Annotated in this window: 21 protein-coding genes; 14 read left to right on the top strand and 7 right to left on the bottom strand. The window is 31.8% G+C overall.

All coding sequences use genetic code 11. The features are described 5' to 3' along the window. Positions 1-96 precede the first annotated feature (96 nt). Both MNO09_RS25940 and MNO09_RS25935 read right to left on the bottom strand, forming a co-directional pair. Positions 97-990 (bottom strand): helix-turn-helix domain-containing protein, encoded by an 894-nt coding sequence (locus tag MNO09_RS25940; RefSeq protein WP_000395489.1) that lies wholly within the window; start codon positions 988-990, stop codon positions 97-99. Between the two features lie 532 nt (positions 991-1522). Continuing rightward, entirely contained in the window at positions 1523-1738 is a 216-nt protein-coding gene (locus MNO09_RS25935) for a hypothetical protein (RefSeq protein WP_002096823.1), read from the bottom strand. Between the two features lie 1143 nt (positions 1739-2881). Here MNO09_RS25935 and MNO09_RS25930 point away from each other — a divergent pair. The 5 genes from MNO09_RS25930 (at position 2882) to MNO09_RS25910 (ending at position 7876) form a co-directional block, all read left to right on the top strand. After that, on the top strand, positions 2882-4618 hold the full coding sequence (locus MNO09_RS25930; RefSeq protein ID WP_000288194.1) for an S-layer homology domain-containing protein: 1737 nt from the start codon (positions 2882-2884) through the stop codon (positions 4616-4618). A 126-nt stretch (positions 4619-4744) separates the two neighbouring features. Next, a complete protein-coding gene (locus tag MNO09_RS25925) occupies positions 4745-5380 on the top strand; it encodes a hypothetical protein (RefSeq protein WP_001035219.1) in 636 nt (211 codons plus the stop codon). 154 nt (positions 5381-5534) lie between these two features. Further along, a complete protein-coding gene (locus MNO09_RS25920; protein WP_001078066.1) occupies positions 5535-5849 on the top strand; it encodes a PadR family transcriptional regulator in 315 nt (104 codons plus the stop codon). A gap of 13 nt (positions 5850-5862) precedes the next feature. Further along, positions 5863-6474, top strand: a complete 612-nt coding sequence (locus MNO09_RS25915) for a DUF2812 domain-containing protein (RefSeq protein ID WP_002108737.1) — start codon at positions 5863-5865, stop codon at positions 6472-6474. Positions 6475-6736: 262 nt separating this feature from the next. Further along, positions 6737-7876 (top strand): S-layer homology domain-containing protein, encoded by a 1140-nt coding sequence (locus tag MNO09_RS25910; protein WP_241950065.1) that lies wholly within the window; start codon positions 6737-6739, stop codon positions 7874-7876. Between the two features lie 293 nt (positions 7877-8169). Here the strand turns inward: MNO09_RS25910 and MNO09_RS25905 are convergent, their stop codons facing one another. After that, on the bottom strand, positions 8170-8277 hold the full coding sequence (locus MNO09_RS25905) for a YjcZ family sporulation protein (RefSeq protein WP_000505670.1): 108 nt from the start codon (positions 8275-8277) through the stop codon (positions 8170-8172). Positions 8278-8584: 307 nt separating this feature from the next. Here MNO09_RS25905 and MNO09_RS25900 point away from each other — a divergent pair, with 307 nt between their 5' ends. After that, complete coding sequence (locus tag MNO09_RS25900; protein ID WP_000120202.1) at positions 8585-8998, top strand: hypothetical protein; 414 nt, start codon at positions 8585-8587, stop codon at positions 8996-8998. 78 nt (positions 8999-9076) lie between these two features. On the opposite strand, the gene MNO09_RS25895 is transcribed toward MNO09_RS25900, so the two are convergent. Beyond that, the gene (locus tag MNO09_RS25895) at positions 9077-9541 is read right to left on the bottom strand and encodes a hypothetical protein (RefSeq protein WP_000720854.1); all 465 of its coding nucleotides are present in this window, start codon (positions 9539-9541) and stop codon (positions 9077-9079) included. A gap of 192 nt (positions 9542-9733) precedes the next feature. Between MNO09_RS25895 and MNO09_RS25890 the strand changes: the two genes are divergently transcribed. The 3 genes from MNO09_RS25890 to MNO09_RS25880 all read left to right on the top strand — a co-directional run bounded on the left by MNO09_RS25890 (position 9734) and on the right by MNO09_RS25880 (position 10701). Further along, positions 9734-10123, top strand: a complete 390-nt coding sequence (locus MNO09_RS25890) for a YflT domain-containing protein (protein ID WP_000448807.1) — start codon at positions 9734-9736, stop codon at positions 10121-10123. Positions 10124-10173: 50 nt separating this feature from the next. Further along, the gene (locus tag MNO09_RS25885) at positions 10174-10374 is read left to right on the top strand and encodes a CsbD family protein (protein ID WP_000004264.1); all 201 of its coding nucleotides are present in this window, start codon (positions 10174-10176) and stop codon (positions 10372-10374) included. A gap of 75 nt (positions 10375-10449) precedes the next feature. Beyond that, positions 10450-10701, top strand: a complete 252-nt coding sequence (locus MNO09_RS25880) for a GlsB/YeaQ/YmgE family stress response membrane protein (protein WP_000522902.1) — start codon at positions 10450-10452, stop codon at positions 10699-10701. A gap of 181 nt (positions 10702-10882) precedes the next feature. On the opposite strand, the gene MNO09_RS25875 is transcribed toward MNO09_RS25880, so the two are convergent. Next, the gene (locus tag MNO09_RS25875; protein WP_000390988.1) at positions 10883-11083 is read right to left on the bottom strand and encodes a methyltransferase; all 201 of its coding nucleotides are present in this window, start codon (positions 11081-11083) and stop codon (positions 10883-10885) included. Between the two features lie 197 nt (positions 11084-11280). Here MNO09_RS25875 and rsbV point away from each other — a divergent pair, with 197 nt between their 5' ends. The 5 genes from rsbV to MNO09_RS25850 all read left to right on the top strand — a co-directional run bounded on the left by rsbV (position 11281) and on the right by MNO09_RS25850 (position 14673). Beyond that, entirely contained in the window at positions 11281-11619 is a 339-nt protein-coding gene (gene rsbV / locus MNO09_RS25870; protein WP_002011067.1) for an anti sigma b factor antagonist RsbV, read from the top strand. Positions 11620-11625: 6 nt separating this feature from the next. Then, on the top strand, positions 11626-12108 hold the full coding sequence (gene rsbW, locus MNO09_RS25865; RefSeq protein WP_000970215.1) for an anti-sigma B factor RsbW: 483 nt from the start codon (positions 11626-11628) through the stop codon (positions 12106-12108). Then, positions 12071-12847, top strand: a complete 777-nt coding sequence (sigB, locus tag MNO09_RS25860; RefSeq protein ID WP_002096821.1) for an RNA polymerase sigma factor SigB — start codon at positions 12071-12073, stop codon at positions 12845-12847. Before rsbW ends, sigB begins: the two co-directional genes overlap by 38 nt. A gap of 69 nt (positions 12848-12916) precedes the next feature. Further along, positions 12917-13357 carry a ferritin-like domain-containing protein gene (locus MNO09_RS25855; protein WP_000017757.1) on the top strand — a complete coding sequence of 147 codons (441 nt, stop codon included), beginning with the start codon at positions 12917-12919 and terminating at the stop codon, positions 13355-13357. A 173-nt stretch (positions 13358-13530) separates the two neighbouring features. Then, positions 13531-14673, top strand: a complete 1143-nt coding sequence (locus MNO09_RS25850) for a fused response regulator/phosphatase (protein ID WP_000025530.1) — start codon at positions 13531-13533, stop codon at positions 14671-14673. Between the two features lie 39 nt (positions 14674-14712). Here the strand turns inward: MNO09_RS25850 and MNO09_RS25845 are convergent, their stop codons facing one another. Together MNO09_RS25845 and MNO09_RS25840 are read right to left on the bottom strand one after the other, a co-directional pair. Beyond that, a complete protein-coding gene (locus tag MNO09_RS25845) occupies positions 14713-15570 on the bottom strand; it encodes a CheR family methyltransferase (RefSeq protein ID WP_000429061.1) in 858 nt (285 codons plus the stop codon). Positions 15571-15586: 16 nt separating this feature from the next. Continuing rightward, positions 15587-18277, bottom strand: coding sequence for an ATP-binding protein (locus MNO09_RS25840; protein WP_000836700.1), 2691 nt, complete (start codon positions 18275-18277; stop codon positions 15587-15589). Between the last annotated feature and the right edge of the window lie 6 nt (positions 18278-18283).

Genomic DNA, 18283 nt, shown 5'->3' with positions numbered 1-18283 from the left:
AAAGACACCCAAAGGTGCCTTCCTGTGACTTGAACCACTTTAATTTTAAAAATACAGGGATTTTTCCTGTGGGTTTTGTAAGTAGCTTGTACGAAATTATGATTGTTTTTTATTTTGTATTTCAATAAGTTCATCTGGTAGCATTTTTGTATAATATTCTTTTTCTGTTAGTTCAAATATAAATAATGCTTTTTTCCAGTTATAAACAACATCTTCTACATTATGTTGTTTAATCTTTAATAAATACTGACCTTTTAAATAGAATAGTTCACCTAATAGGTATAAAGTATTTAGATTAATTGCTAATTTTATACCCTTATCAAGGTATTTTATTGCCTCTTCATGTTGAAATGTGGAGTCTAAACATTTTGCTAAATTTAATATGATTTTTAATTTAATTTCTTTATCTCTAGGAAAATCTAACTTATTAAAATTAGTTAAACATCTTCTTAATATATTAATACCTTTTTCATAATTTTTATTTTCCGCATAAAATATAGCCATTGTTTGCATAATATCTATTTCTCTTTCTGATAAAAAATCACAATTAGTTAAAGTTAGTTTTAATGCATTATTTAAAAGATCTAAAGCAGTTTTTATTGTTTTATCCACCATAAATATAGCAATTGCTTCGTGCCATATTAGAAACTGTTTCTCTTCTTTTGTTTGAAAATTATTTAAGTTTTTCTCTTTTTTAACTATTTCATAAAGTTCTTTATATTGTTTTTGCTTTAAGCAATCTTTTATTACATATTTTACATTTTCTACATATTTTAATCTTTTGTTTTGAGTTAGTGCAAATATATTATTTGGATCAATACCAAGTCTTTCTGATAATTGATATAACAATATACTAGATGGATAAATCATACCTTTTTCAATCTTGCTAATTTGACTTTGTGAACATATTCCATGACATAATTCGGATTGTGATATATTTTTTTTCATTCTAAGTTCTTTAATGGTAATACCCAAATCGTTAAATTCCATTTTTTCACCTACTATCTAGCACTTTATTAGTAAAAGAATATTCCTTAACCTTAATGTAATGTAAAAGTAATGTAGTTGCAATTATTGTTTGTTGTAAAGGGCTTACCGTTTTCATAAGGTGGTGAGGATTTTAATATGTACAAAAAAGACACCCAAAGGTGCCTTCCTGCGACTTGAACCATCTTAATTTTAATAATATGTATTGGAATCCCATACGAATATTATTTTACCATGTTAAATACCTAAATTCATTGAAAAAAGATATAACTCATTATTTGAACGCAAAAGGCCCTAGGAGAACTAGGGCTTTTTGACAGAATGAATATGATTTTTTAAAAAAAGGATTTATCAAACGTAACATATGAATGTTCCATAAATTTATTGAAAGCATGAACAAATCGTGATTGGCATGAAAAAAGGGTTCTTACTATTACGTAAGAACCCATAAAAAAAGAAAAAATCGTATGTGCCTCTATAGTATTGTAATGAAATTAAATAAAAACGCTATTTTAATAAAAAGCGACATTGAAAGTTAACAAGCAATACTTAAAAGAGTAAGAGCTGCAAATCCGTAAACTAATAAGCTACTAGTAGCAAGGAATTTTATAATTTCATTTGTAGAAATAATAGTTAAACATAATGCTATAGATGAACCTATAAAGAATTGGTACTTTGTATGTATATTTGTAAGATTAATTATTACAAGTACAGTTAAGAAAAGTGAAATGAAGTTAAAATATCTTTTCATTGTCATATTTCCTTTCAATGTTTAATCTGTATTTATTATACCAGCTTGTACCAGTAATAACATACTTTGTAATGAGGCTTAATAGAAATCTTATTTTGCCATAAATAAAAAGGCGGTTCTTTCCGCAACCACCTTTCAGTAAAGTAAAGCACTTTTTTAGAAATAAAATATGGATGATTTCTGAAAAAATTATAGGATATAATTCAATTTTTATAATCCAAGTGACGGGTTTAATTTATCCCGCTATTTGCGGGCAGTAAGACCTCCACCTTAACATTCAACGGAAGCAAAGAAGTTAGGTAGGGGGCGGGCTGCCCGTAAAAGCCCTATTGGTGAGGGCTGATAATCATTGGGGGATGAACAAAACCCTCAATGATTAAAGTTTCACTTTATAAGAAAGGAATGACTACATTATATGAAAACTTGTCTAATAAGGTTACATATAAAAGAGCAGCTAGCAATGGCTAACTGCTCAATACAAGGAGATACAGAGAAAACTAAATGAATGTTGGCATACAGCCTATCAACATTATGGACATAATATTGAGTTTTATTCGAAGGAATTCATGTTTTATAAATTAGATTATGATAGTCGGTATTCTTTTATTAAATAGCCAACAGCACTGATTACTATAAGAATGAAAAGAATAAGTTCTAGTGTAACTGGAAGTTACCCTAAATGCATTAATTTGTTACATTATGATTATAAGATGTTTTTTATAGTTAGTGGTGAAAAATTTAATAAAACTACCTCTATATGAAAAAAGGTTCTGTTGTCTCCAACAGAACCTCTTCTAAAATGGCAAAGAGTAACTCTTACCTTACTCTTTGTTAATAATATTACAGGAGTGTTAATGAAAATCCAAGACTCCTTATATTAAGAAATAAAGAAGAATTATTTTAAAGAATTCCAATATAAAATTAGAGATTACCATGAGGGGAGTTATAACGAGTTACTACCTATACATATCCATAAATAAAACAACATAATATTAATACGGAAAAATATAATAATATGAGTTTTTGCATATTTCAAAACTTAATATATCCTTCAAAAAATTTTAATAGTATAATATGGTTTGTCATATTCTTTTAGATTTTTCGACAAAATATAAAATAGAGAACGTATTGGGAGAAGGACTTATGTACACAAAACTATTAAAATCAATTACATCATTATCACTTATTGGTGGTGCTTTATTGTATACAAATGGCAGTGATGTGAGAGCTGCTGAGGCGGGTATTTTTTCTGATGTGCCTACATCGCATTGGTCGTATCCAGCGATTAAAGATTTAGCGAGTAAAAATATTATTTCCGGTTATGGAAATGGGATATTTGGTTTTGGAGATGTTGCGACGAGGGAGCAAGTTGCTGCTTTAGTGTATCGAGTTATGCTACCGAATAAACAAGGCGGAACGTTTAGTAGCAATAATGCTCTTTATGTATTAAAGGATGGATCTAAGTTTAATAATCCTTATGGCGATATTAATCAAAACTCTACGATGTTTCCTGAGGAAATTTTAATGTTAACGAATGCAGGGGTATTTAAAGGGGATGAGAAAGGGAATTTTAGACCGAAAGCTCCTGTGAATCGCGCAGAAATGGCACAAATTCTTACAAATGCTTTCCATCTTTCTGCGAAACAAAAGCATACATTTAATGATGTTCCAAGCGGTTATTGGGGTGAAAATGCAATTAGTGCGGTGCAATCAAACGGGATTGCTTCTGGTACAGGCGAAGGGAAATTTGAACCAACTAGCACAGTAAAACGTGAACAGTATGCACAGTTTTTATATAATACTTTGAAATATAAAAAGCCTGAAGTTGCGGTGCAAGATACAGGAGATACAGCATTATTAGCAGCATTTAAAGATGAAGTGCAAAAGCGTATTAATGCGTACGAAACGAATATTACACTTCCATATAAAACGAAAAATGGTAATCAGGAAGAAGTAATGAAGACACTTTTCAACGCCTATAAAGAAGTCGCAAGTAAAAATGAGTATACAAATTATAATAGATCGAATGTTTCATATGGAATTTCTGGATCACCTGGAAATTATACGTTTACGTTAAAGATTACATATCGTGAAACGAAAGAACAAACGGAATATGTAATGAAGCAAGCAAAGGCAATTGTTTCTTCTATTACTCAAGTTGGAATGGATGATCATGAAAAAGTGAAGGCGATTCATGATTATGTCGTAAAGCATATTTCTTACGATACGTCTTATAAAGCTTACACCGCATATGAAGCACTCGTAAATCGTTCTGCGGTTTGCCAAGGTTACGCACTATTAACCTATCAATTATTAAAAGAAGCAGGTATTGAGAATCATTTTGTAGTAGGAACTGGAGACGGTCAGCCTCATGCTTGGAATTTAGTGAAAATCGAAAACAAATGGTATCACCTTGATACAACATTCGATGATCCTGTGCCAGATGAACAAGGCCGCGTTACGTATTCCTATTTCAACTTATCAGATGAACAAATTGCAAGAAATCATGAGTGGAACAGAAGTGACTATCCGCAAGCTACAACAAATTATTATAGTACATTAACAAATAAAATTGCGGCAGGTAGTACGAAAAACCCTGCATATCAGCAAATTTTAAAAGATACAAAGTTAAATTATTTAGGAAATGAATACATTGCAAACAACTATAATGAATTCAAAAATAAAATGCAGCAACGTTATAACGCAAAGTCACCAAAGATTGAAATCCTTTATAAACAATCAATGGATGGCGCATTGCAAGATGTGAAAAAAGTAATTGGAGAGATTGGTTATCCGCAAGGGGCGAACCGTGTTTCTTATAAAGCTGAGCCGTATAATGCAAAAGAAGGATATTCTTTAGTGACGATTACGTTTATGTAGTGAGAATGAGAAAAAGCATCTGTTTCAGATGCTTTTTTATTATTTTAGTTCGACAAAATATGACAAAGGAACGTAGCTGCATCTGTTATGATGACTTTGGTAATTTTACATTTTGGAGGATTAATAATGAACAAAAAGAAGATTTTAGCTGCGTTAATAGGAATCATAGTGTTACTTGTAATTATTAATGTAGTTATTGCGAAGGGAAAAACGACATCAACTAGTGAAAAAATGTACACTGAGAAAGAATACAATAAATTAGTAGATGAACATTATGAAGAAATGCAAAAGTTAAAAAGTGATATGAGTGTATTAGAAACTGAAAAAAAATCTCTTGATGCGCAAGTTAAGAAGTTAAAAGATGAATTAGCGAAAAAAGAGCAAGAAGTAGTACAACAGCCAGTTCAACAAGAACAACCTAAGCAACAACCAGCCCCAGCTCCACAGCCGGAAACGAAAGAAGAGCCGAAACCAGAACAACCTACAGGCGCATTCGCAAACCCTGTGAAAAGTATAAATAAAACAGATGCAATGAACAAAGTGAAAGAAAAAGCGAAGCAAGACTTCCAAGATGACTATATGACGCAAAACTTTGTTGCGGATGAACAATCAAAAGCATTTGATTTCTTAAACGGAGTAGAGATCAAATCACAAGAAGAATTGAACGTGATGAAGAAGGCATTGGGAGATTTTCCTAACGATTTTATGACCGCAAAGTTTGTTTATGAAGAGCAAATGAAAGCGAAGAATAAGCAAGGATAATACAAAAACGCTATCTTTTAAAAAGGTAGCGTTTTTGTTATGGGGTATAAAGTCATTCCTGCATTTGACATATACAGTCTAACTGTATAAAATTAAACTATACAGTTCAACTATATAGTTTAGCTATATACTTATCGTTACATTGGAGGTCTTTATGAATAGAGATAAAAATTTACCATTAACGGAAACAACGTATTACGTTCTTTTAGCTTTATTAGAGCCAGCTCATGGATATTTAATTATGCAAAAGGTGGAGGAACTGAGTAATCATCAAGTAAAAATCGCAGCGGGTACATTGTATGGTGCGGTTGAAAATTTATTAAAACAAGGGTTAATAGAATCGGTAAAAAGTGAAGATAAACGAAGAAAAGTGTATGTCATTACGGAACGTGGGAAAGAAGTATTGCACTTAGACTTTATGAGAATGCAACACATTATTGAGGTTACAAAGAGTTTATTACACGTATAGTTAGGGGGAAACGATGATGTGGAGATTGAAATTCTTTTTAGACTTTGAGAAAGAGGAAAAATGGTTAGAAGAGATGGCTTGGAAAGGCTATCAACTAGAAAGCAATACATTTGGTTATACATTTAGATATACAGAGCCGGAAGATGCGACGATTAGAATAGACCATAGAGTATTTAGTAGAAAAAGTGAATTTATTAATTACTGCACATTATTTGAAGATAGTGGCTGGGAGCATATAGCTGGTAATCGGTGGTCAGGTACGTACTATTTTAAAAAGATAAATGAAGAAAGTGAAGATGACATTTTTTCAGATCAAATGTCACGAGCAGGGAAGTATAAACGTCTATCTAAAACCTTTTTAGAATTAGCGATCTGTTATTTGCCGATATTATTTCTATTTATGTATAATAATACGATTAATGTAGAAGCATTTGTAAATCCGAAAGAACTATACTTGACGCCAGGATTATGGGATAAGCAAGGCGTATCATTTCTATGGTCATTCTTATTTGAAACGCCATTTGCATTAATGAGAGGACTGTTTTGGACGTTTATCCCTGTTGTGACATGTATGTATTTTGTTTGCTCTTATAAAGCAAATCGGTTGTATGAAGAGAGAAGATGATAGGAGAAATCCCCTTAAAGCTGACGCTTTGATGGGATTTTTTGAGTTCGTAAATGGTATCTTTTTAAAATGGATAAAGGGAAAGAATGCGCATTGGAAACAAGTTATTATGATTTTTATTTTGCGAACAATATTAAATGGAATAATATACTTAAAATATCCAAAATAAACCTAAAATTAAGGTTTTTATATGTTAATATGGAAAAAGATGTGTGCAATATTCTTTATGAACATTTTATTTTAAGGATAAGGGGATTCAATTATGAATTTTAAACAATTAATTTTGGCAGGGACAGTTATTGCATCAACAACACTAACTCCTCTAACAAATGTGCAAGCAGAAAACACGATAGGATTTAAAGATGTTCCTGAACATCACTGGTCTTATAAAGCGATTATGGATTTACAAGAGAAAAATATTGTATCCGGTTATGGAAATGGAATATTTGGTTTTGGTGATAGTATTACACGTGGACAAGTAGCAAGAATGTTATATGCCTACTTGAAGCCAGCGGATGAACCTAACTTACCAAACCCTTACACTGATGTGAAAAATCATATGTTTGAAAAAGAAATTTTAACTCTTAGTAAGGCTGGTATTATAAGTGGATTTGGCGATGGGAAATTTGGTCCAGATCGTATTTTAACACGTGAACAATTGGCTGCTGTATTAACAAATGCCTTTCATTTAAAATCGACATCTACTACCACTTTCAAAGATGTAAATAAAAATTACTGGGCAACAAATGCTATTAGCGCATTACAAGAAAATAAAATTGCTGCTGGCACGGGCGATAATATGTTTGAACCTTACAAAATTGTAACTCGTGAGCAGTATGCACAATTTTTATACAATGCAATTATTAAATTTGAAAAACCAGAAATAGAGCCTGAGTCAAAGCCTACTGTTATCCCGCAAGAGTTAGCAGACGAGCTCATTTATTATTATGAAGGTTGGATGGATAGCTCTTCGGTATTAAAAAAATCTATATCTAAGGAAGCACAAAATCTTATTACTGGAATTAACGCAAAACATAATGCGGAGCTAAAATATATAGCGATAGGCGGTCCACGTTCAGAGGTCGTGTTATTCTCTCCGGTATTAGAAGGGATTCCAGAATTTAATGGGAATTTCACTGTAGAAGGCGATAATGAAAGTAACTTTACCGTTAATTTTGTAATTGATAGAGGTCAAGGTAAGAATGCGTTAATAGATTTAGGGAAAAAGTGGATCACTATGATAAATCCAAACTTAAATTTGAGTACAGAGATTGATAACATAGTGACTTCTAATACACGCACAGGTAAATTTGATATAAATAAAAACAATCTTAAAATAGAGATAAGCGTAGAGAAGCAAAATTCTAGTAGCGATCTAATGAGTGTTAAAATCCAAAAGTAAAAAAGAGGAGTGAAGTTTTACTCCTCTTTTTTACTTTTTATGTATGGTGACTCTATATAACTAAAGTTAATAAAAATTGCTTCTTTTAAAAGAAGCAATTTTATAGAGCATGCCTACAATTTAGAATTTACTACATGCATTGTCGTGAATATGTATAATTACATAAAAATTCAGAGGAAAAGAGAGTATACTTTCTTATTGTGTAATAAAGATAAGGCCCGCCTACGGAAATAGGCGGGCTTTTTTTACATATGAAGAAAAGACACTCACATGAGTGTCTTTTCGATAGTTTTTTAGCAGAAGCAAGCCGCTCCAACGATGATTAATAGAATAAACAATACAACTAATAAAGCAAATCCTCCAGCGAAGCCACAGCCGCCACAACTACCACCAAATCCCATAACAGTTCCTCCTTTAAATAGGAGAGGGAAAACAAAGGTTCACTCATGTGTTTTAACGGATTCCATTTACTTTATGCTTTTACGAATAAATGGAGCAGGTCCTTTTCAAAATAGATTTATTCTTAGAAGGAGTTCAAAGGCAAAACAGGAGAATCTATATGATTCTTTAAGGGCGAATAAATGAAAAACAAAATATCCAAACATACAGATAGAAATCCGCTTTTATACCTTTCACTAAAAATAATAATAGCATTATATATTATAAGGAATGTTTGTCCTTAATTGTAAATGAAAGGGGGGAATTGATATGAGTTATGGCTATGGTCATCCTCCTGGAAAATGTTATAAACATCACAATGAAACTTTGTCAACGGGTATATTACGTAGACATTCCGCTACGTTGTTTCTTACGGTGGAAGCTATGAATGTTGATCCAGATGATACTCATACAGTAACTGTTGAAATGTTTGATTGGTCATCGGGTTCGCCGGTATTGTTACCATTAGTAGACCCTTCAACACAAACATTAGCACCTAATCGATATGTTACTTTTCGTTCAGTAGCTCTTCCTCCAAGGCTTTTTGCTTATGAAGTAAGAATCATTCGTTCGAAAGATAGAGATGTTGTTACTAATGTTTTTGGTCTTAGTGCAATAGTATTTAATCCACAAGAAGGAAATAATGTTTTACAACATGATTTAGCAAAATTAGACCTTAAATAGATTTTATAAAAGTTTATTTATTGGACAGGATTAAAAAAGAGTAGGATGTAATCCTACTCTTTTTTTACATCAATTATATTAGAATTTTTTTAAAAAATCCTTCATCATTTTCGCGTCTTTAATGTTCATTGTCACACCTTCAACTTTATCTTTCTTCTCATCTTTAGCAATCGTAACTTGCTCTTTATTATCAACCCACACAAGAAACTCTTCTTTTGCGTCATCTTTATATGTAACGGTAATAGTAGAATGTGCTGATTCTCTCTTTTTTTGATCTAGTGTGATTGTTTTAGGTGTGCCTTTTTGAACTGCTGAAACGATAGATTGTATCATTTCTTCGTTGTCTGTTTGAGATTTTGAAACGTTGTTATTTATCGTGCTAAGTATTTCAATATCTGTAATATTTGCGGAGTTTAATTGAAAGGTAGTTTGTGTATGTTCTTGCTTAGCTTGTGAAGCTTTATCTGTAGCTGAGGTGCTTGTACATCCTATTAAAGTGAAAGATAGAGCGGTTAGAGCGCATATAGATATGATTTTTTTCATAGTATCCCTCCTTAACTTAAAATATAACAATTTTCTGTTAATTTAGGTAGTTATTGTAAGTAGATTTGTTCTACTAGTTTTAGGATAGAAAAAATTCACATAACTTTTTTCATATTTTATGTTTAACATTTCGAAAATGGGTGTACTACATATAATATAACAAATAATTCATTTTAGAGGAGGAAGTTAAAGATGGAAACGAAGTATAGTAAACCTTTTGTATATGAATTTATTACGGAGAAAGAGGTCATGAATGCGGCGAATGATCTAGTGAAGAAAGGGATAGACCAAAAAGATATTTACGTATTAACACATGAGAAAGAAAGGACAGATAGAATCGCAGACAATGCAGACGTGAATACAATTGGAATAAAAGAGGAGGGACTTGGGACAAGCATTATTAACGTCTTTCAAAAAACGGGAGATCAGTTAAGAAATAAGATGCAAGAGTTAGGACTTAATGAGGAAGAAGCTAACTTTTATGAAGAAAAACTGGATGAAGGAAAAATCTTGTTATTCGTTAAGGATTTAGAAAGAATTGGTGAATGGTTACAAGAAAGAAGATGCACATATTCTATTTAAATTTGTATCCTTTAAATCTATAAATCTATTACGAAAAGGAGATTGGAAATATGAGTGAGAGCGGGCTAAAAGAACAAATTACTGGTAAAGTTGAAAAGAAAAAGGGGCAAGTAAAAGAAGGAATTGGTGAAGTTACAGAAGATAGAGAGTTGAAAAATGAAGGGAAGTGGGAGAAGACGAAGGGAACTGTAAAAGAAAAAGTCGGAAAAGTGAAACAAAAGATAAGTGATGGATTGGATAACAAAGAATAATACATGTTTATCAAGCTTTGGTTAAACGCCAAAGCTTGATAAATCCATTATAAAAATAATATAGGAGGTCTAATTATGGGACTTATTATTACGTGTATTGTAGGTGGACTTATTGGTGCGTTAGCTGGAATGATTACGGGAAAAGACTTTCCTTTAGGTATAGTTGGTAATGTTATTGCCGGATTAATCGGATCTTGGGTAGGTAGTGCGTTATTTGGTCATTGGGGTCCTGAATGGGGAGGCATCTTTATTCTTCCAGCTTTATTAGGTGCAATCGTCTTTATTTTAATCGTTACATTCTTTTCTAGAATGCTACGGAAAGCGTAAGTATTATAATGAATAATAATCTTAAGTTTGTTATATATAGCTATAAGGTTAATGAACTGATAAAAATACATAAAAAAGCATCCAATTAAACTAATTTGGATGCTTTTTTTATGTATTTTACATAGGAATGAGTGGAGGATGAAGAACCCCCACTCATTAAAATTATACTTTCTAATATGTATTAAACCATTGTTACTTTTTTACAATTATTTATTCTTACGACCTGCCTTGGTTCTATATGAGATAAGTCGTCGCTATTGCCTATATCAACTACAATTGTATTCGTTAGTATGTTAATAATGGAACCAATTAATTTTGTAGCATGATCGTGTCGATAAGAAAATTGAACAAAATCTCCCTTTTTAAAGTTGTGCTCTTCCATAGATAGATCCCCCTAAAAATAATGTTTATACATTATACATACACAAATTTATAAGGTTTAAACATTTGGTAGTATTTTTTTTAGTGTTAAGCTGAGAAAGGTGTAGAAAATTTATTTATAATTAAAATGAAAAAATATGTTTAAAACTAGTTTTTATGGGTAATTAAATAGTAGTAGTTTGAGATAAGGGGGCGGAAATGATGAATTTGGCAATAAATATTTTGCAAAATGATTTAGGTTATACAGTACAACTTAATGGTGAGATTGATGCGTATACGGCATCAGATTTAAAAAATAAGGTAATGCCTATTGCAAGTGAGAAAGAAGTTTATATAGTAGTAGATTTTAATAAGGTAGATTATATGGATAGTACAGGTTTAGGCGTTTTTATAGCGCTATTAAAAGCAATTAAGAAAAATGATGGAAAACTAGAGTTTATTGGTGTATCTAAAAGACTAAAAAGATTATTTGATATTACAGGACTAACAGAAATATTAAATTTGAATTCAGATTTTGAAAAAGTAGAAAGAAGGTGACTAGGGATGATGGAGAAATTTGAAAAGATAGAAATGAAAATTCCTGCAAAAGCAGAATATGTGGCTATTATTCGTTTAACAATGGCTGGTGTTGCGAATCGAATGGGCTTTGCTTATGACGATATAGAAGATATGAAAATTGCTATTAGTGAAGCATGTACAAACATTGTACAACATGCATATAAAGAAGACGTTGGAGAAATTACAATTGTCTTTGGTCTATATGAAGATCGATTAGAAATTATGGTTGCGGATAATGGAGTTAGCTTTGATTTTAGCACCTTAAAAAGTAAAGTTGGTCCGTATGATATTAATAAACCAGTAGAACATTTGCCGGAAAATGGTTTAGGTTTATATTTAATAAATACGTTAATGGATGATATACAAATTATGCATGATGAGGGCATGACAGTTTTAATGACAAAATATATACAAAGAGAGCAGGTGGAGAATGATGGAAATCCAATCTCAACCTACAAATCTTACTAAAGAAGACGTTATTAAACTAATTGCAGAATTCCAACAAAACCAATGTGATGAAGCGCAGGAAAGATTGGTTAATCATTATAAAAATCTCGTATATTCCATTGCATATCGCTATTCAAAAGGTGGGCCGATGCATGAGGATATTATACAAGTAGGAATGTTAGGGCTCTTAGGCGCAATAAGAAGGTATGATTATTCGATAGGGAATGCTTTTGAGCCATTTGCAATACCTACGATAGTAGGTGAAATAAAGAAGTATTTACGTGATAAAACTTGGGGTATTCATGTTCCAAGGCGAATTAAAGATTTAGGCGGGAAAATTAAACTTGCGATAGAGGAGCTAACAGATCAACTGCAACGTTCACCGAAGATTATAGAGATTGCGGATCATTTAGGACTATCCGAAGAGGAAGTGCTAGAAATTATGGATGCGAAAAATAATTATCGAGTATCTTCCTTAGATGATGTAGTTGAAAATTCATCTGATGGAAGTTCGGTAGCGAGAATTGAATCTGTAGGTGAAGTAGAGCAAGGATATGAAGAGACAGAAAGACGTCTCGTTTTAAAGGATATTTTTAACGTATTAAATGATACGGAAAAGAGTGTTATTCATTATATATTTGGTGAAAATTTAAATCAAAAGGATACAGGGGAACGGTTAGGTATTTCACAAATGCACGTTTCTCGTATTAAAAGACAAGCGATAAGTAAATTGAAGCAAGCAGCGTTTTTAGATACATAAAAATTTAAAAGAATTATGTTTAAAACATGAGAAAATGGGTAGTTATTAAGTATAGGAGGAGATATAAAAATGTCACACGATGTGAAAGAACTAATCGAAGGATTGAATGAAGATTTAGCAGGAGAATACTCAGCAATTATTATGTATAACCATAATGCAGCTACAGTTTCTGGTATATATAGACAAGTGTTAAAACCTTTCTTTGAATCTGAAATTAGTGATGAACAAGGACATGCCCTATATTTAGCGGAGAAAATTAAGACGCTAGGTGGTACACCTACTACGATCCCTTTACCAGTGAAACAAGTAGAAGATGTTAGAGAAATGTTAGAATACGCTAGACAATCAGAATATGAAACAATTAAGCGTTATGAAACGAGAAAAGAACAGGCAGCGAAATTAAATATGACAGAGTTAGTTGTAAAGCTAGAAGATATGATCGCAGATGAAACAAATCATATGGAAGAATTAGATCGTCTTTTAAGTGACAAAGCAATGGTGTTAAATTAATAGTGGAAATTTATAGAGTGAAAGAACAAACTCTCATTTCTAGGGGGTTTGTTCTTTTGCTGTATAAATATGTTTGAGTAGGAAATTTTCATTTTGTAACTGAGTATGCAATACTAGAAAAATAGAAAATGATAATAGATTTACATTTTAAATAAGAAAAGGGGAAATAACTTGTGTCCATTTTAATTGTCGATGATAATCCGGTTAACATCTTTGTAATTGAAAAAATTTTAAAACAAGCCGGATATCAGGATCTTGTATCGCTTAATTCTGCACAAGAGCTTTTCGAATACATCCATTTTGGAAAAGATTCTTCCAGGCATAATGAAATTGATTTAATACTATTAGATATTATGATGCCTGAAATTGACGGACTTGAAGTTTGTAGGCGATTACAAAATGAGGAGAAGTGTAAAGATATTCCTATTATTTTTGTAACAGCTTTAGAAGATGCGAATAAATTAGCTGAAGCGCTTGATATAGGCGCAATGGATTATATTACGAAACCTATAAATAAAGTTGAATTGTTAGCGCGTATGCGTGTAGCATTACGCTTGAAATCGGAATTAAATTGGCATAAAGAACAAGAAGAAAACCTTCGTAATGAATTAGATTTAGCTACACAAGTACAAAGAAACTTATTAAGTAGCCCATTAAGAGAAGATCATATAAAAATTGAAGCAAGTTACTTACCTTCATTCAAACTAGCTGGAGATATGTATTATTGGTATAAAATCGATGAAAACCGCTACGGTATTATATTATTAGATGTGATGGGACATGGTGTATCTGCTTCATTAGTTTGTATGTTTATCTCGTCTGCATTACGTGAATCGATTAAATGTTTAATCGATCCAGAACTTGTCATTAAAGACTTAAATAAATATATGACCCTTTTACATAATGAAAATGACAATATCCCATATTATTTTACAGCGATATACTTAGTAGTTGATACAGAAAAGAGAACAATTGAATATGTAAATGCAGGACATCCTTCTGGATACGTTTTAGTTGATGAAGCGAATGTAGTGGAACTAAATCGCGGGAGTTGTGCAGTAGGATTTTTTGATGAAATAAAAGTTAAAAAGACAGTTATACCTTTTGAGAAGAACGCTCAAATTGTATTATTTACAGATGGTGTTCTTGAAGCAATTGCAAATGATGAATTTGAGTCTGAAGAGAAATTACGTGCTTTTACAGAAAGAAAATGGGGAGATTTAGAAGAAGAGATAGAAGGGTTTTATAAGGAAGAACAGAAGAAAACACAATCAGATGATATGTGCCTAATTATGATACAAACGAATGCGAAATAAAAAGCGTATGAAATCCAAACAGAGGATTTCATACGCTTTTTATTGTATTTTTTGATAGATCTGTTCGTTAGGATTAAAGTGGATATAATGCGGCATTATATGTGAAAAACGGAGAGTTTCTTTATTTCCTAAACATAGGAACCCATTGTGGCCTAAACTTTCATGAAATAGTTGCTGTACTTGGTTTTGAAGTTTACTCGTAAAGTAAATTAAAACGTTACGGCAAAGTATAATATGAAATTCGTTAAAAGATTGATCGGTTACTAAATTATGTTGCGCAAAAATAATGTTTTGTAACAGGGATGGATTAAAATAAGCAAAACGACTATCTGTTGAATAATAGTTAGAAAAGGCTTGTGTACCGCCAGCTTGTAAATAGTTTTTCGTATAAGTTTGCATTTTATTTAACGGAAGGATGCCTTGTTTTGCTTTTTCTAACACATTTGTATTCATATCTGTTGCGTAAATAACAGCTTTTTCACTTAATCCTTCTTCGTGAAGTAAGATGGACATTGATAATACTTCTTCACCGGTTGCGCATCCAGCGTGCCAAATTCTAATTTCAGGATACTTTTTTAATTCAGGAATCACATGCTCTCTTAGTGCCTTAAAAAAAGCAGGGTTACGGAACATTTCAGTTACGTTAATGGAGAAATCATTTAATAACTGTTCTAAAAACCCTTCCTCATGAATTACTTTTTCAATTAATTTTGAAATGGTAGGGATATTAGAGAGCTGCATTCTATTACAAATTCTTCTATAAATAGATGTGCGAGCATATTGGCGAAAATCAAAGCCAGATAGTTTAAATACCGCTTCCAATAGTAATTCAATTTCTAAGTTCGTGTGCTTATCCATATCTACGGATGGATCAAGATTATAATACTTATTTTCCACTTAAACTAAACCTCACTTATTTTATTAACCATACACTCATTACCGAATAGAGTTGATGTAAATTTAATGGTTTACTTATATAATCTGAAGCGCCAGCAGATAAACATTTTTCTTTATCATTTGGCATTGCTTTAGCAGTTAATGCGATAATAGGTACTTCATGTAACCCTAAGTTCATTCGGATATGTTCCATCGTTTCATAACCGTCCATATTCGGCATCATAATATCCATTAAAATAAGGTCAATATTTGTATTGTTTTTAAGTATTTCTAAACACTCTATGCCGTTTTGTGCAGTAATAATGTTGGCATGTTGTTTTTCTAATGCATTTTGTAATGCAAATATATTTCGATGATCATCATCGACAATTAAAATAGTTTTCTCTTGGAAGACGTTATTTGTTTCTGGCATCACGATAGTTTCCTCAATAACTTCAGCAGGAATAACATCTTCTATCGTTGCTGCGACTTCTAAATTGGATACTTGTATATCAGTTAACCCATTTGGAAGGTTAGGGATATATACGGTGAAAGTACTGCCTTCTCCTACGTTACTCTCTAACGTAATCCAACCACCTAATAATCTAGCAAACTCTTTACAAATAGATAACCCTAAGCCTGTACCACCATATTTTCGAATCGTTGCGCCATCTGCCTGTTGAAAGGCTTCGAAAATGAGTTGATGCTGTTCTTTTGCAATACCAATACCAGTATCTTTTACTGAAATTGTCATCCAATCTTTACTTATAGACTGCATATCATGACTTAAATTAGTTGTTTCTATCGAATCGAAATGTAAAGTGACGGATCCTTTTTCTGTGAATTTAAATGCATTGGATAATAAGTTTTTAATAATTTGCTCAATCCGTTTTGCATCTGTATAAAACAGATCAGGAATCGTATTACTGTCTTCAATCATAAATTCAACATTTTTTTGTGCAGCTATATGTAAAAAGTTTTGATGCATATTTGCTGCCATGTCACTTATGTTCGTTGCTTCAAAAATCACATCTAGTTTTCCGGCTTCTACTTTAGATAAATCTAGTATGTCATTAATTAAAGTAAGTAAATCTTTCCCTGATGAATGAATAACGGTTGCTAATTCAATTTCATCATCGGATAAATGATTATCATGATTTTCTTTTAACATTTCAGATAATAGTAAAATACTATTTAACGGTGTGCGTAATTCATGTGACATATTTGCTAGAAATTCTGATTTGTATTTTGAGCTACGTAATAACTCACTTGCTTTTTCTTCTAATTCTGATTTAGTAATTTGTAAGTCAGCTGTCTTTTGCTCGGCCTCTTCCGTTCTAGACTCTAGTTGTTCGTTCGTTGTTCTTAATTCTTCGGCTTGCATTTGTAGTTCTTCAGCTTGCGTTTGCAATTCTTCTGATTGAACTTGCAGCTCTTCTGTCATTGCTTGTGATTCATGTAAAAGAGTTTGAATTCGCATACGTCCCATAATACTATGGATCGTTAAACCTAGATTATCAACAGTTTGTTGAATTAAATCTTGATGTAAGTCTGAAATCTCAGTTACACTTACTAACTCCATTATTGCAATCACTTCATCTTCAAATAAGATAGGGATTACTAGTAGATTTTGAGGACGTATTTCTAATAAGCCAGTAGTAACGTAACGAAACTCTTCTGGTATGTCTCGAAGAATAAAACTTTTCTTTTCTAAAGCGGATTGTCCAATGAAGCCTTCCCCCCTTTTAATGGATTGTTTTCCAACATCAGAACCTTGATCGGCGAAAGAAGCTTTCTTCACATAGTAGACAGTGTCTTCAATTTCTTCACGTACATAGAATGCACCGCAAGAAGTTTGCGTTTTTTGTATAATTCCACTAAGAATTTTGTTACCTAACATCTCAATAGAAGGTACACCTTGATACATTAAAATTAATTCTGCAAGCTCGGTTTGTAACCACTCCCTTTTAGATATTTCGTCTAGTAGATGGTTCGTTGTATGAGCAAGATCTTTTATTTCATCATGTGTGTTTACATGAATTCTTTCAGTAATTTTTTCTTTAGAAGAAATAGATTTAATAGCTTGAATTACATTTTTAATCGTTTTTGTAATGGAATTAGAAATATAAAGTGAAACGATAATGGAAATACAAGAAAGTAAGAACAATAAACTGTATAACCAAAGCTCTAATTTATTATTTTCAGTATCTAATTGTGCAGCTCTTTTTTTCGTTAGTTGCTCCTCTACACCACGGAAGCTAGTTAGCTGCGATTGTAATGATTGAATTTGAGTCGTATCGATTGCTTGTATGTTATTACTATTGTGATTTGTAATTAATGGGTGAATCTCTTTATTAATCCAACTATTGATGTTTTCATTAATCTGTTTTAATTTTTCTTGCTGAGAGGGGTTATCCTCTAATAGAGCAAAAAGATCTTGATAATGTTTTTCGTAATCCTTTTCTACAGCGTTAAGGGATTGAACGTAATTTGCATCATTAGAAGTAATAAATCCTTTCGCTTTATTTTCAATTGTTAGCAATTCTTTCTCCACTTGATTCGTTAAATTAAGAACTTTAAAATCGTGATCAATAATAAAATTACGAGATTTTTGTAAACTAGAAATCTCATTGTTTAGCATAATGAAAGAAATAAGTAAGAACAAAATGATAACTAAATAACCAGCCATAATTTTGTAGCGAATACTAAATTTTGCTTTCGATTTCATTAAAAA

It is taken from the genome of Bacillus sp. N5-665, assembly GCF_022637375.2.
In the GTDB taxonomy this organism is placed as follows: Bacteria; Bacillota; Bacilli; order Bacillales; family Bacillaceae_G; genus Bacillus_A; species Bacillus_A wiedmannii.
This window is presented reverse-complemented; position numbering and strand designations above follow the sequence as displayed.

Excerpts from the sequence above, each read along its gene's own strand:
- MNO09_RS25940 (WP_000395489.1), bottom strand. The coding sequence starts at position 990 with ATGGAATTTAACGATTTGGGTATTACCATTAAAGAACTTAGAATGAAA.
- MNO09_RS25935 (WP_002096823.1), bottom strand. The coding sequence starts at position 1,738 with ATGAAAAGATATTTTAACTTCATTTCACTTTTCTTAACTGTACTTGTA.
- MNO09_RS25930 (WP_000288194.1), top strand. The coding sequence starts at position 2,882 with ATGTACACAAAACTATTAAAATCAATTACATCATTATCACTTATTGGT.
- MNO09_RS25925 (WP_001035219.1), top strand. The coding sequence starts at position 4,745 with ATGAACAAAAAGAAGATTTTAGCTGCGTTAATAGGAATCATAGTGTTA.
- MNO09_RS25920 (WP_001078066.1), top strand. The coding sequence starts at position 5,535 with ATGAATAGAGATAAAAATTTACCATTAACGGAAACAACGTATTACGTT.
- MNO09_RS25915 (WP_002108737.1), top strand. The coding sequence starts at position 5,863 with ATGATGTGGAGATTGAAATTCTTTTTAGACTTTGAGAAAGAGGAAAAA.
- MNO09_RS25910 (WP_241950065.1), top strand. The coding sequence starts at position 6,737 with ATGAATTTTAAACAATTAATTTTGGCAGGGACAGTTATTGCATCAACA.
- MNO09_RS25905 (WP_000505670.1), bottom strand. The coding sequence starts at position 8,277 with ATGGGATTTGGTGGTAGTTGTGGCGGCTGTGGCTTCGCTGGAGGATTT.
- MNO09_RS25900 (WP_000120202.1), top strand. The coding sequence starts at position 8,585 with ATGAGTTATGGCTATGGTCATCCTCCTGGAAAATGTTATAAACATCAC.
- MNO09_RS25895 (WP_000720854.1), bottom strand. The coding sequence starts at position 9,541 with ATGAAAAAAATCATATCTATATGCGCTCTAACCGCTCTATCTTTCACT.
- MNO09_RS25890 (WP_000448807.1), top strand. The coding sequence starts at position 9,734 with ATGGAAACGAAGTATAGTAAACCTTTTGTATATGAATTTATTACGGAG.
- MNO09_RS25885 (WP_000004264.1), top strand. The coding sequence starts at position 10,174 with ATGAGTGAGAGCGGGCTAAAAGAACAAATTACTGGTAAAGTTGAAAAG.
- MNO09_RS25880 (WP_000522902.1), top strand. The coding sequence starts at position 10,450 with ATGGGACTTATTATTACGTGTATTGTAGGTGGACTTATTGGTGCGTTA.
- MNO09_RS25875 (WP_000390988.1), bottom strand. The coding sequence starts at position 11,083 with ATGGAAGAGCACAACTTTAAAAAGGGAGATTTTGTTCAATTTTCTTAT.
- rsbV (WP_002011067.1), top strand. The coding sequence starts at position 11,281 with ATGATGAATTTGGCAATAAATATTTTGCAAAATGATTTAGGTTATACA.
- rsbW (WP_000970215.1), top strand. The coding sequence starts at position 11,626 with ATGATGGAGAAATTTGAAAAGATAGAAATGAAAATTCCTGCAAAAGCA.
- sigB (WP_002096821.1), top strand. The coding sequence starts at position 12,071 with ATGATGGAAATCCAATCTCAACCTACAAATCTTACTAAAGAAGACGTT.
- MNO09_RS25855 (WP_000017757.1), top strand. The coding sequence starts at position 12,917 with ATGTCACACGATGTGAAAGAACTAATCGAAGGATTGAATGAAGATTTA.
- MNO09_RS25840 (WP_000836700.1), bottom strand. The coding sequence starts at position 18,277 with ATGAAATCGAAAGCAAAATTTAGTATTCGCTACAAAATTATGGCTGGT.